Genomic DNA, 12,232 nt, shown 5'->3' with positions numbered 1-12,232 from the left:
TTTAATTCCTTGCTCTAAAGCTTAAAGCTTCTAAAATATGGGTTTTGTTAATATTAAGACTTTGTTCTAAATCCGCTATACTTCTTGAAACTTTTAAAATTTTATTGAGTGATCGCAAAGAAAGATTATAACGTGAAATTGCTAAATCTAGCGTATCTTTAGCATCTTTTTCCAATACACAAAAACGACTCAAATCTTCATCTTTTAATTTCCCATTAAATTCTTTTTGCCCCCGTTTTTTACCAAAAATAAAAGCTTGTAAAATTTTTTCACTCATTTCTTTAGAACTTATACTTGCTTTATCATCCTTACTGATCTCATCCATAGCTACATAAAGATCAATCCTATCCATAATAGGAGTTGAAATGTGATTTTTATACTTTTTAATCTCATTTTCGCTACAAACGCAAGAAAGATTTTTGGAGAATAAATTTCCACAAGGACAAGGATTTTGGGCAGCTATAAAGCTAAATTTTGTTTCATAAGTGATTTTGGAATTTACTCTTGAAATATGAATTTTATAATCCTCCAAAGGTTCTCTTAAACTCTCTATGATTTGCTTGTTAAAATGTGGAAATTCATCAAAAAATAATACTCCGCCATTTGCAAGTGCTACTTCTCCAATTCTGGCATTTTTTGTTCCTCCGCCAAAAATACTTGCTCTTGTAGAAGTATGATGAGGATGACGAAAAGCACGAATTTTAGTAAATTCACAATCTTTTGAATCTAAAGACATATAAGCATTTTGCATTAAAATTTCACTTAAACTTTGAGGGGGCATGATATAAACAAGGCGTTTAGCACACATGCTTTTACCACTTCCTGGACTTCCTTCAAATAAGATATTATGCATACCTAAAGCAGCTATCATGCAAGCTCTTTTGGCTTTTTCCTGTCCTTTGATATCTTTAAAGTCAAGTTTAAAATCCATATTTTGTAAAAAAATTTCATTTTCTATTTGTAAAGGGTTTGTAAATAAAGGATGATTGTGAGAAAAGCGAAAATTTTCATAATTTTTTTCTTTAAAAAACTCTATTGCTTCATTTAAATTTTCAAGTCCATAAACCTCTAAATTTGGTATCATGGAAGCTTTTTGTGCTATACTTTTTGGAACAACGATCTTAGTTTTTTTAATTTTAGCAGAGAGAAACAAAATCAAAGAAAAAAGCTCGTTTGTACTTTTAATACTTCCATCAAGTCCTAATTCTCCTACTACAAAAAAGTCATCTAATTCTTCATTTTGTAAAAGAATTAATAAAGCGATAGCCAAATCAAAATGCGATCCCTTTTTTGGGATGCCTGAAGGACTAAGATTGATAGTAATTTTTTTAGCAGGAAAAGCAAAATCACAACTTAAAAGCGTGGCTTTGATGCGTTCGACACTTTCCTTAATCGCTGCACTTGCAAGCCCTACTATGCTTAAATTTGGCAAACCTCTTGTAAAAGTGGATTCTACCTCTATAATGTCTAAGCCTTCATGAAAGCTTATGCACTTTAGTTTTTTCATTTCTCTTTTTTATGATTTTTCTTCTTTTTCTTAAATTCTTTATCGAATTTTTGACGCTTAGCAAAGGAAATTTTTTCTATAAATAAATGTCCATTTAAATGATCATTTTCGTGTTGAATAGCCACAGCTAAAAAACCTTTTGCTTCAAGTTCTTTAAATTCTCCAAAGCGATCTTGATATTTAAGCAAGATATGATTATAGCGTTTCACTTCTTCAAAAAAATCTGGCACACTCAAACATCCTTCTGTGCAAGTGATCATTTCTTCATCTAAAGGAATAATTTCAGGATTGATAATCTCTAGCAAATCTTCTTTTTTTTGTTCATCATTTTCATTAAAAATATTCACAAGTAAAACACGCAAAGGAATATCCACTTGAATAGCTGCTAAACCTACTCCATTACTTGCTATCATAGTTTCATACATATCATCAAGTAAGGTGTGAAGTTCTGTATCAAATTTATTTACAATTTCAGAGTTTAAAAAAAGTCTAGGATTGGGATAAGTGATAATTTTTCTAACCATTAAAAAGCCTTTGTTTTAAATGATCTCCAAAGAAATCATTTAAAACTTTTTTCCAAAACCTTATCAATCAGCCCATATTCTTTAGCTTCTTGTGCTGACATGAAAAAATCTCTTTCTGTATCTTTTGCTATTTTTGCAACTTTTTGCTTAGTATTTTTTGCCAAAATATCATTAAGTATAGTTTTGAGTCTTAAAATTTCTTTGGCTTGAATTTCAATATCTGTGGCTTGACCTCTAGCTCCACCTAAAGGTTGATGAATCATAATACGTGAATTAGGCAAAGCAAAGCGTTTTCCTTCTGCGCCACAACTAAGCAAAAATGCTCCCATGGAAGCAGCTTGTCCTATACAAATCGTACAAACATCAGGTTTGATATAGTTCATAGTATCATAAATGCTAAAACCACTTGTAATTACACCACCTGGAGAATTGATATAAAGATAAATATCTTTTGTAGGATCTTCAGCTTCTAAAAAAAGAAGTTGTGCTACGATAGAAGCGGCAAGTTCATCATGAATTTCACCACTTAACATAATAATTCTATCTTTTAAAAGGCGTGAATAAATGTCATAACTTCTTTCACCACGACTAGATTTTTCAATAACATAAGGAATAAACATTATTTATCTTCTTTCTCTTTTTTGCTCACTTTTTCCGATTTTTCTGTTTTTGGCATAAAAATATCATTAAAAAGTTTTTCTTCAATTAAAGCCATTTTCACAGCAGGCAAAGCTCCTTGTTTTTTATAGTTTTCTAAATGTTCTTTTGGATTCATACCATAGCGATATGCTTCAAAATAAATCGCTTGAATCAATTCTTGATCATTTACTTCAATCTTACGCAATTTTGCAAGCTCATCAATAATAAAAGTAAGTTTTACACTTTTTTGTGCTTCTTCTTTAAAAGAATCACGTTTTTCTTGATATTTTTCTTTGCTTGCTTTAAGCTCTTCAATTTCTTTTTCACTAAAAGTATTAAAAGCTGCACGCATTTGCATATCAGTTTCTTGTTCTACTATGCCTTTAGGTAAATCAAAATTATATTTTTCAATCAAAGCATCTGCAAATTTGCCTTTTAATTCATCACTTACAAGTTTGAAAAGTTTTTCATTTTTGATTTGCTCTTTTAATTTTTCATCTAAAACTTCAATACTAGCTTTTTCTTCTCCTGGTAAAAGTTTTTTAAGCATTTCATCATCAAGTTCTGGAATTTTAAGCTCTTGAATTTCATGTAGTTTTACTTTAAATACCGCATCTTTACCCGCTAAATGCGCCGCACCGTATTCTTTAGGGAAAGTTACTTTGATATCTTTTTCTTCACCTATTTTCATTCCTACCATACCATCTTCAAAACCTGGAATAAATTGCTTAGAACCAATTTCTAAAACATAATTTTCAGCTTTGCCACCTTCAAAAGCTTTATCATCTACAAAACCTTCAAAATCAAATTTTGCAAAATCACCTTCTTTTAAAGCTCTTTTTGTTTTTATAGCTTCAGGAGTAGCAAAACGCTTTAAAAGTTCATCTTTTTTCTCATCAATTTCTTTTTTACTTACTTTTGGAGTTTGATATTCGGGGATAAGTTTTTCATAACCCTCAAGTTTGATTTCAGGTTTAAAAGAAAGTATTAACTCAGCAATAATTTCTCCATCTTTACGATCAAATTTTTCAAAATATGGCTCACCTACAAGCTCTTTACTTTCTTTTTTAAGTTCTTGTAAAGCACTATTTACAGCGGATTTAAAAAGATTTTGTTCTGCGTCTTGAGTGAGTTCTCTTTCATATCTTTTAAGTACAGCACTTACAGGAACTTTTCCTGGTCTAAACCCATCCATTTTTACACTTTTAGAAGCTTTTTTTGCTAAATTTTCTATTTCATTTTTGATCATTCCTGAAGGAATTTTTACACTAGCAGTCGCATTAACAGAATCTAGTTGCTTTGCCTTTACTTCCATAGTTTTTTTCCTTATAAAATAAAATTTGCTTTTAATGATAGCAAATTTTTCCTTATTACTTGCATAAAATTTTAAAGTAATTTATGATAAAATTGCAATATAACATTATTATTAAAATATAAAAATATTTTTGGAGAAAAATTTGCAAAAAAAATTTGAAGATTGTGTTAAAACCATGCTTGAAATTATAGGAGAAAATCCAAATCGTGAAGGGCTTATTAAAACACCAAATCGTGTTTTTAAAGCTTATGAATTTCTTACTAGTGGTTATACGCAAAATGTCAAAGAAATTTTAAATAATGCTTTATTTGAAAGCTCTAATAATGAAATGGTTTTGGTGCGTGATATAGAATTTTATAGTCTTTGCGAACATCATCTTTTACCTTTTTTTGGGCGTGCTCATGTAGCCTATATTCCTAATAAAAAAGTAGTAGGTTTAAGCAAAATTCCACGCCTTGTAGAGGTGTTTGCAAGAAGACTTCAAATTCAAGAACAACTTACCGAACAAATCGCACAAGCTTTAATGGAAAATGTCGATGCCAAAGGTGTTGGCGTAGTCATAGAAGCAAGACATATGTGTGTTGAAATGCGTGGAGTACAAAAAGCTAATTCCACCACTACAACTTCAGCTTTGCGTGGAATTTTCTTGAAAAATGAAAAAACTAGAGAGGAATTTTTTTCTCTTATAAACTCTGCTAAACAGGTAAGATTTTAATGAATCTTGAAAAACTTCGTTCCAAACTTGGCAAAGAAAATTTAAGTGCTATTTTTGGAGAGATTACAAAAATTTCTGCTACAAATATAGAAATTCGTGGGCTTAAAACAGGAGTTGGAGATATAGTGAAGCTAGTCTCTAATGAAAATCAAAATTTAACCACTCTAGCTATGGTAGTAGAAATTAAAGAGCAATTTAGTTACTTAAGCCCGTTTTCTTTTATAGAAGGTTTTAAAATAGGCGATCGTGCTTTCATAAGTGATGCAGGTATGCAAATAGGCGTTAGTGATGAACTTTTAGGCAGAGTAGTAGATCCTTTTATGCGCCCAAAAGATGGTAAAGGAGCTATAGAAGTAAGTAAATATATGCCTATAATGCGTGCACCTATTGATGCGATGAAAAGAGGGCTTATAGAAGAAGTTTTTCCCGTGGGTGTTAAAACTATAGACGCGCTTTTAACTTGTGGTGTAGGACAAAAACTTGGTATTTTTGCAGGAAGTGGGGTAGGAAAATCCACTCTTATGGGAATGATAGTTAAAAATTCCAAAGCTCCTATAAAAGTAGTGGCTCTCATAGGAGAAAGGGGGCGTGAAATTCCTGAATTTATACAAAAAAATTTAGGCGGAAAGCTCGATGATACAGTGATTATTGTTGCTACAAGTGATGATAGTGCTTTGATGCGTAAATACGGTGCTTTTTGTGCAATGAGTGTGGCAGAATATTTTAAAGAACAAGGTAAAGATGTACTTTTTATCATGGATAGTGTAACGCGTTTTGCTATGGCGCAAAGAGAAATAGGACTAGCTCTTGGGGAGCCTCCTACAACCAAAGGTTATCCGCCAAGCGTTTTAAGTCTTTTGCCTCAACTCATGGAAAGAACGGGTAAAGAAGAAGGTAAAGGCACTATAACAGCCTTTTTTACCGTTTTAGTAGATGGAGATGATATGAGCGATCCAATCGCCGATCAAAGTCGTTCTATCTTAGATGGACATATTGTTTTAAGTCGTGAATTAACAGACTTTGGAATTTATCCTCCTATTAATATACAAAACTCTGCTTCAAGGGTAATGAGTGATATTATAAGTCCTGAACACAAACTTTGGGCAAGAAAATTTAAGCGTTTAAACTCGCTTTTAAAAGAAAATGAAGTACTGCTTCGCATTGGTGCTTATCAAAAAGGAAGTGATAAAGAACTTGATGAAGCTATTTCTAAAAAAGAATTTATGCAAAAATTCTTAGGACAAAACCCTGAGGAAAGCTTTGAATTTAACCAAACTTTAGAGCTCTTAAGTCAAATTGATACGCCAAATACTCCTTTGCCACCAACTCAAAATATAAATGTAGGAAGTGCAAGTGCAACCTTGCCTAATCCTAATTTAAAATAAAATTATTTGATAAAATAATCTCCATCAAAACTGATTAAAGAATATTTTCTTTCATTGCCTATGCTTTGAGTTAGCTCTTCTATGCTTAAAAAACTTAGCGTATCAGCTTCTACATATTCACGCACTTCTTCAGCATTTTTATTTGCGCTGATAAGTTCTTCAAAAGTTGGAGTATCTATACCGTAAGTATCAGGAAATTTGATCTCAGGACAAGCTATGGCAAGATGGATTTTGCTCGCTCCTGCAGCACGAAGTAAGGAAATTATTTTTTTAGAAGTAGTGCCACGCACCAAGCTATCATCAATGACTACGATTTCTTTGCCTTCTAAAACTTTACGCATAGGGTTAAGCTTTAATTTTACTTTTAAATTTCTAAGCTCTTGAGTTGGCTCTATAAAAGTTCTTCCTATATAATGATTTCTTACTATTGCCATTTCAAGAGGGATTTGTAAATATTGAGCAAAACCTATAGCTGCACTTACTCCACTATCTGGCACAGGCACGACAAAGTCTGCTTTATAAGCAAATTTTTTAGCTAAAGCTTCGCCCATTTTTTTACGCACTTCATACACGCTTTTACCTTCTACTATGCTATCAGGTCTAGCAAAATAAATGTATTCAAAAGCGCAAATTCTAGGAGTTTGAGAAAAAAGTTCTATGCTTTCAAATTTATCATTTCCCTGAGTAAAAATAAGCATTTCCCCTGGTTTAACATCGCGAATAAATTCAACCTCTATAAGATCAAAAGCACAAGTTTCACTAGCAACTATATAGCCTCCATCTTTTAAACGTCCTAAAGACAAAGGACGTACCCCATGAGGATCTCTTACAATATAAAGTTTATCTTTGCTTGCTAAAACAAAACAATAAGCTCCTATACATTCTTTTAAACTCTCAATAAATCTATCTTTTAGACTTTCTTGCTTACTTCTTGCGATAAGATGAACAACATTTTCTGTGTCCATATTGGTTTGAAAAATAGCCCCATCTTGAATAAGTCTTGATCTTACTTCTTCTTTATTGACCAAATTTCCATTATGCGCTAAAGCAATATCACCTAAAACCGAAGTGGCTGCTATGGGTTGGGCATCGTTTAAACTTGAATTTCCTGCTGTAGAATAGCGATTATGCCCTATAGCGATTTCACCTTCTAAAGTTTTTAAATTATCGGGATTAAAAATTTGACTCACTTCACCTTTAGCTTTAATAGTCTTAATATTTTTACCATTGCTCACACTAATACCACTTGCCTCTTGTCCACGGTGTTGCATAGCAAAAAGGGCATAATACGCATAAGTACTAGCATTTTTTGAATTAATAACTCCTACAACTGCACACATTTTAAATTCCTAAAAAATCATTGATTGAATACATTTTTGCTTCTTGTTTACTAAGCCAAATAGCGATTTTAATCGCACCTTTAGCAAAAGTCGCCCTTGAAGTAGCGGTATGATTAAGTTCTAAAAATTCTCCATCTTCATAAAAACCTACCGTATGACGTCCTACTATATCGCCACCCCTTAAACTCATCACGGCAATCTCATCTTTACTTCTTTCACCTATGATGCCATCTCTTCCACTTACTCTTACTTTTTCAAGTTCTAAATTTCTAGCTTTTGCTACACTTTGAGCTAAAGTCATAGCTGTACCACTTGGTGCATCTTTTTTATGGCGATGATGCATTTCTAAAATTTCTATATCAAAATTTCTTAGCATTTGACCGGCTTTACTAGCAAGATAGTTTAAAACCGCAACACCTAAAGACATATTGGTCGCGTAAAAAATCGGCATTACTTCACTAGCACTTTGCATTAAATGTAAAATTTTCTCATCAAGCCCTGTTGTACCTATTACCAAAGGTTTAGGCATAGTTCTTGCATAATTTAAAAGCTCATGAGTTCCACTTGGGGAAGAAAAATCAATAATCACATCGCTTTTTTCAAAAAGCTCTTTTAAATTTCCACCCTTATCATAAAGTATCGAAATTTGTACTTGTGTTTCGCTTTTTAAACATTCTTCAATCTGTTTTCCCATTCGTCCTTTAGCGCCATAAATTCCTATTTTAATCATCTTTTTCCTTGAAAATAAAATATTGATTTTAGCATTTATTTTGTAAATTTTAAATAATAAAATTAAGCTTTATAGTTTTTTAATTTATATAAATTATCTAACAATTTTGCTTCTTCTCCTAAGCCCTTGCTATGATAAAATTTTAAATTTTTACTAAGATATTTTTGCTCTACCCAGCCACCAAAATCATGTGGATAAAGATAGTTTTGTTTTTCTTGATGATTGTTGTTAAGATAATTAGGTATTTCTAAAGCTTCATTATTTTTTACATAGTTTAAAGCTTCATTGATAGCTTTGTAGCTTGCATTGGATTTGATTGTGCTTGCTAAATAAACTACGCATTGGGCTAGGATAATTCTTGCTTCAGGATAACCTATATTTTTAACAGCTTCTAGAGTCGAAACTGCTAAATTTAAAGCATTTGGATCGGCATTTCCGATATCTTCACTTGAAAAAATCACTAAACGCCTAGCGATAAAATCCGCACTTTCTCCTGCATCAATAAGTCTTGCAAGATAATAAATAGCTGCATCAACGTCACTTCCGCGTAAACTTTTTATCATTGCACTTGCTAAAATATAATGTGTATCTTTTGAGCTAACACCTTCACTATTTATGGTGTTGCGAAGTTTTTTAAGATTTTCAAGACTGATATGTTTTTCATCTAAAACCAAGACAAATTCAAGCAAATTTAGCATAGCTCTTGCATCAGCGCTTTTAAGTAGAAAATCTTTAGCTTCTTTATCAATACTAAATTTCATTTTTTCTTGTACACGCAAGAGTAAAGTTTCAAGTTCTTTTACCCCTAAAGATTTAAATTCAAAAAGCATGGAACGACTTCTTATGCCAGAACTTAAAACAAAATAGGGATTTTCAGTGCTTGCGCCGATTAAAATTAAACGGTAATTTTCCATAGGAATTAAAAGCATTTCTTGTTGGGTTTTGCTAAGGCGGTGAATTTCATCAATAAAAATTAAAGGTTTATAAAGACTATTTTTATAATTATCTAAAATTTTTCTTAGTTCTTCGAGTTTAAAATTTCCTCCATCAAATTCATAAAAATCTAAGCCAAATTCTTTGGCTACAACTCTAGCAAAAGTTGTTTTTCCAGAACCTGCTGTTCCAAAAAAAATACTATGAGGAAGTTTTTGTAAAGCAGTAAATTTTTTGAAAATTTCTATAAGCTCATATTGTCCTAAAATATCATCAAAATGTTCAGGGCGAAAGGTCAAAGCTAGGCTCATTAATTTAAATCCATATTTGAAAATTCACTACCATTAATTTTTAGCTGAGGATTGGCTAAACTATCATAAGATAAATTTAGAAAAAAGTTATTATTTTCTTTTAAAAAATATTGATTTAAACCTCCATAATCCTTTGTCCAAGGAAAAATTTCATCAGGCTCATCTGAACTGATAACTTGCAATTTTGCTTGATAAGAGTTGTTAATATTTAAATTGCCTTGTAGGCTGATATTTTGTTTATTTTTTTCAAGAATTAAATTTTGTATTGTTAGATCAAGATTTTTTTGAATAAAATGAGAGATATTGAAATTTGAATTAAGAAATTTATTTATGGTTATATTAAATTTTGTTTTGTTAAAATTCAAATTCTGACCCAATAAAGATTTAAGATCAATATTAATTTCATTGGATTTTCCTTGTATGTTTAAGTTTACTACTAAATTTTTTTCATTAAAATTTATTTGGTTTTTACTATAAAAAGAATTGATTTTATTATTATCTAGTATAAGATAATCAAAGTTGATCTCTTGTTGGCTATCGTTAAATAAATTTAACTCATAAAATTGCACAGGATTATTAAAAAATTGTTCGTAATTTAAATTTTGCAATACAAATTTAGTATAAAATTGAGAAAAATTAATCATATCAAAATGTATTTTAATGTTTTTAATTTCTAAATTTTTATTCATTAAAGCTTCAATATATCCACCGTTTATGATGGTATCTCCGCCTTCATTGCTTAAATTTATATCTTTAATATTTAGAAATATTTTAGAGTTGTTATCGTGTAATTTGAGAGTAAAGGTTCCTAATTTATTGTTTTTTAACACTTCATCTAAAAAATCAAAAGGATTTGTAAAATTTCCTTTTATAATTTTATTTAAGAAAAAATAATTATTAAATTTAAGGTTGATTTTGGTTGAAAGCTGTGTATGAGAGTGATTTAAAGTAAAACTTCCTTTAGAAGTTAAAAAACCTTTTTTGAAGTAAATATCTGTAATTGTATAATCAGGATTGCTGTTTTTAATAAATTTATTAAATAAAAGTTCGTTAGTGTATCCTATATAAAATATATGAATAATAAAACCTAATATAAAACAAAAAACAATAAAAATCCATTTTTTCATTATTTGCCTTAGATGAAAATATAAGTGTTATTTTATAAATTGCTTGTTAAAAAAGAGTTTAAATTTTTATTTAAGAGTGATGAAGTAGTTTAGTAAAGAATGATTTTTATAAATCCCTTGTTAAGGGATTTATATTAATAAGCTTTTTTATAACATTGAATTTCAATTTTTCTAGCTACTGGAATAGCTTGAGTATTTGGTGTAGCAGGTACTCCATAAGAAATTTTACTTTCTAAAAAATTTCCAACTTGTAAATCTTTAAAAGTTCCATCTTTATCTGTTCCAAAAATACCACAATCATCCATTTCTATTTCGGTATTTGGTAGAACTTTTATAGCCATTTGTCCGCCATAAATTGAGTCAATAAGTAAGGTTTTATTGTTATCATAAATTTGTGCAATAGTACCTTCAAGTTTTAGACTATCTGCAAAAAGCATTGAGCTAGTTAAAAGTGCTGATGCGAATAAAATATTTTTTTTCATAATTATTTCTCCTTAATGTAAAGTGATGACATTATAAAATTTTTAAGTGAAGTGAATGTGAAGTTAAAAATTTTGACTTTCATAAATTAATACGCTTTGATTATTTTCAAAAAAAGTTTGTGGAAAAAGATATAAACCTTCATTAAAAGGAGCTTTGATTAGAGTGTATTGAAGATGAAATGGGGTAATGGAGTTAATAGATTGTTCTAAAAAAGTAGTGCAGTAAAAAGCATCTTTGTCTGTGTTTATGATAAATTTTCTGCCTAAATATTCCAAAGCTTTAGTAACTATTTTTTGCTTGGTTTTTTCATCAAATTTTAATCTTTTAATAGCGATTTTATGACTCAGTTTTAAAAAATCATCCATAGAGCTTAAAATAACTTGGTTTTTAGCATTTTTGTCATCATCTGTTGTAGCATGTATGAGTATAGTTGGAGAAGTTTTAACTACCATAGCGATATGAGAATAAGGGCTTTGACTTAAATTTTCTATTAAAAAACTTTCACTTCCTATTCCTGCACGAAAGACAAGATCGCCTATTTCAAGAGAAGGTAGATGGGGTTTTTTGATGATTTGATTTGAAGGATTGGAATTTAGAAAGAAACCCCAAATTCCAATCAATAAAAATAAAATTAAGAAAAAATATAAAATTTTATTTAAGTAAAACAAGCCATTTTCCATCTTTTTTAACAAGGAAAACATTACTGCTTTGATTATTATCATCATTAAATAATACTAAAACTCTGATTTTAGCAGAATCTTCATTGATTGTTTTTTCTTCAATTTGAATATCTTTAACACCACCCATTCTTTTTGCTTTGGCTGCATTTTCAGCAACAACTTGAGTGATTTTACCATTAACAAATGTTTTTTCTTCATCATTTTTAGCTTCGCTAAGATCAATGTAGCTCATAACAGATTTAGCATCACCACTGTAAAGATCTTTTGTAAAATTTTTAGCTAAATCTTCAGGATTTGAAGAACCGCAAGCCACTACAAAAAAGGCAACTAAAGCCAAGAAAAAAAGTTTGAAAAATTTCATTTTTTCCTTTGATAGTATAAATTAAAATATTCATAATTATAGCAAAATAATTAAAAATTATTTTTTATTCTTGTTTAAAATGGTTACATTGGAAAATATATTTTTTTCAAAAAGCTATAATTTAAGCACATATAAGTCGGACTTAAAATATCCTATTTTATTATCGAATAAAAATGATACAA

General features: G+C 30.1%; 13 protein-coding genes. 2 read left to right on the top strand and 11 right to left on the bottom strand.

Features of this window, described 5'->3' with window-relative positions; all coding sequences use genetic code 11:
- Position 1: 1 nt before the first annotated feature.
- From ELQ04_RS07735 to tig, 4 genes are read right to left on the bottom strand one after another with little or no spacing between them, the layout of a single operon-like run.
- Complete coding sequence (locus ELQ04_RS07735) at positions 2-1,507, bottom strand: YifB family Mg chelatase-like AAA ATPase (RefSeq protein ID WP_002937167.1); 1,506 nt, start codon at positions 1,505-1,507, stop codon at positions 2-4.
- A complete protein-coding gene (def, locus tag ELQ04_RS07730; protein WP_002869061.1) occupies positions 1,504-2,031 on the bottom strand; it encodes a peptide deformylase in 528 nt (175 codons plus the stop codon). Before def ends, ELQ04_RS07735 begins: the two co-directional genes overlap by 4 nt.
- Before the next feature lie 35 nt (positions 2,032-2,066).
- Entirely contained in the window at positions 2,067-2,651 is a 585-nt protein-coding gene (gene clpP, locus ELQ04_RS07725) for an ATP-dependent Clp endopeptidase proteolytic subunit ClpP (RefSeq protein WP_002806309.1), read from the bottom strand.
- Positions 2,651-3,985 (bottom strand): trigger factor, encoded by a 1,335-nt coding sequence (gene tig / locus ELQ04_RS07720; RefSeq protein ID WP_002937169.1) that lies wholly within the window; start codon positions 3,983-3,985, stop codon positions 2,651-2,653. The genes clpP and tig overlap by 1 nt, the downstream gene beginning before the upstream one ends.
- A 142-nt stretch (positions 3,986-4,127) precedes the next feature.
- Between tig and folE the strand changes: the two genes are divergently transcribed.
- Positions 4,128-4,700 carry a GTP cyclohydrolase I FolE gene (gene folE, locus ELQ04_RS07715; protein WP_002937171.1) on the top strand — a complete coding sequence of 191 codons (573 nt, stop codon included), beginning with the start codon at positions 4,128-4,130 and terminating at the stop codon, positions 4,698-4,700.
- A complete protein-coding gene (fliI, locus tag ELQ04_RS07710; protein WP_044777978.1) occupies positions 4,700-6,085 on the top strand; it encodes a flagellar protein export ATPase FliI in 1,386 nt (461 codons plus the stop codon). Before folE ends, fliI begins: the two co-directional genes overlap by 1 nt.
- Positions 6,086-6,087: 2 nt before the next feature.
- Here the strand turns inward: fliI and purF are convergent, their stop codons facing one another.
- The 7 genes from purF to ELQ04_RS07675 all read right to left on the bottom strand — a co-directional run bounded on the left by purF (position 6,088) and on the right by ELQ04_RS07675 (position 12,002).
- Complete coding sequence (gene purF, locus ELQ04_RS07705) at positions 6,088-7,425, bottom strand: amidophosphoribosyltransferase (RefSeq protein ID WP_002937181.1); 1,338 nt, start codon at positions 7,423-7,425, stop codon at positions 6,088-6,090.
- 1 nt (position 7,426) lies between these two features.
- Positions 7,427-8,155: a 4-hydroxy-tetrahydrodipicolinate reductase gene (gene dapB / locus ELQ04_RS07700; protein ID WP_002937185.1), complete on the bottom strand. Its 729-nt coding sequence runs from the start codon at positions 8,153-8,155 to the stop codon at positions 7,427-7,429.
- Between the two features lie 62 nt (positions 8,156-8,217).
- The gene (locus tag ELQ04_RS07695; protein ID WP_002937186.1) at positions 8,218-9,399 is read right to left on the bottom strand and encodes an AAA family ATPase; all 1,182 of its coding nucleotides are present in this window, start codon (positions 9,397-9,399) and stop codon (positions 8,218-8,220) included.
- On the bottom strand, positions 9,399-10,526 hold the full coding sequence (locus tag ELQ04_RS07690; RefSeq protein ID WP_002937192.1) for a hypothetical protein: 1,128 nt from the start codon (positions 10,524-10,526) through the stop codon (positions 9,399-9,401). The genes ELQ04_RS07695 and ELQ04_RS07690 overlap by 1 nt, the downstream gene beginning before the upstream one ends.
- 134 nt (positions 10,527-10,660) lie before the next feature.
- Complete coding sequence (locus ELQ04_RS07685; RefSeq protein WP_002937196.1) at positions 10,661-11,008, bottom strand: hypothetical protein; 348 nt, start codon at positions 11,006-11,008, stop codon at positions 10,661-10,663.
- Between the two features lie 63 nt (positions 11,009-11,071).
- Positions 11,072-11,677 carry a YiiX/YebB-like N1pC/P60 family cysteine hydrolase gene (locus tag ELQ04_RS07680; protein ID WP_002937199.1) on the bottom strand — a complete coding sequence of 202 codons (606 nt, stop codon included), beginning with the start codon at positions 11,675-11,677 and terminating at the stop codon, positions 11,072-11,074.
- Positions 11,661-12,002 carry a DUF4878 domain-containing protein gene (locus ELQ04_RS07675; RefSeq protein ID WP_032595130.1) on the bottom strand — a complete coding sequence of 114 codons (342 nt, stop codon included), beginning with the start codon at positions 12,000-12,002 and terminating at the stop codon, positions 11,661-11,663. Before ELQ04_RS07675 ends, ELQ04_RS07680 begins: the two co-directional genes overlap by 17 nt.
- Positions 12,003-12,232: the final 230 nt, after the last annotated feature.

The organism is Campylobacter sp. CH278 (genome assembly GCF_004378845.1).
Lineage (GTDB): Bacteria > Campylobacterota > Campylobacteria > Campylobacterales > Campylobacteraceae > Campylobacter_D > Campylobacter_D jejuni.
Note: the sequence above shows the minus strand (reverse complement) of the source record. Positions and strands in the feature narration are given on the sequence as shown.

Coding starts and splice junctions, on each gene's coding strand:
- purF (WP_002937181.1), bottom strand. CDS start 7,425: ATGTGTGCAGTTGTAGGAGTTATTAATTCAAAAAATGCTAGTACTTAT.
- fliI (WP_044777978.1), top strand. CDS start 4,700: ATGAATCTTGAAAAACTTCGTTCCAAACTTGGCAAAGAAAATTTAAGT.
- ELQ04_RS07685 (WP_002937196.1), bottom strand. CDS start 11,008: ATGAAAAAAAATATTTTATTCGCATCAGCACTTTTAACTAGCTCAATG.
- ELQ04_RS07735 (WP_002937167.1), bottom strand. CDS start 1,507: ATGAAAAAACTAAAGTGCATAAGCTTTCATGAAGGCTTAGACATTATA.
- ELQ04_RS07690 (WP_002937192.1), bottom strand. CDS start 10,526: ATGAAAAAATGGATTTTTATTGTTTTTTGTTTTATATTAGGTTTTATT.
- dapB (WP_002937185.1), bottom strand. CDS start 8,155: ATGATTAAAATAGGAATTTATGGCGCTAAAGGACGAATGGGAAAACAG.
- tig (WP_002937169.1), bottom strand. CDS start 3,985: ATGGAAGTAAAGGCAAAGCAACTAGATTCTGTTAATGCGACTGCTAGT.
- def (WP_002869061.1), bottom strand. CDS start 2,031: ATGGTTAGAAAAATTATCACTTATCCCAATCCTAGACTTTTTTTAAAC.
- ELQ04_RS07695 (WP_002937186.1), bottom strand. CDS start 9,399: ATGAGCCTAGCTTTGACCTTTCGCCCTGAACATTTTGATGATATTTTA.
- clpP (WP_002806309.1), bottom strand. CDS start 2,651: ATGTTTATTCCTTATGTTATTGAAAAATCTAGTCGTGGTGAAAGAAGT.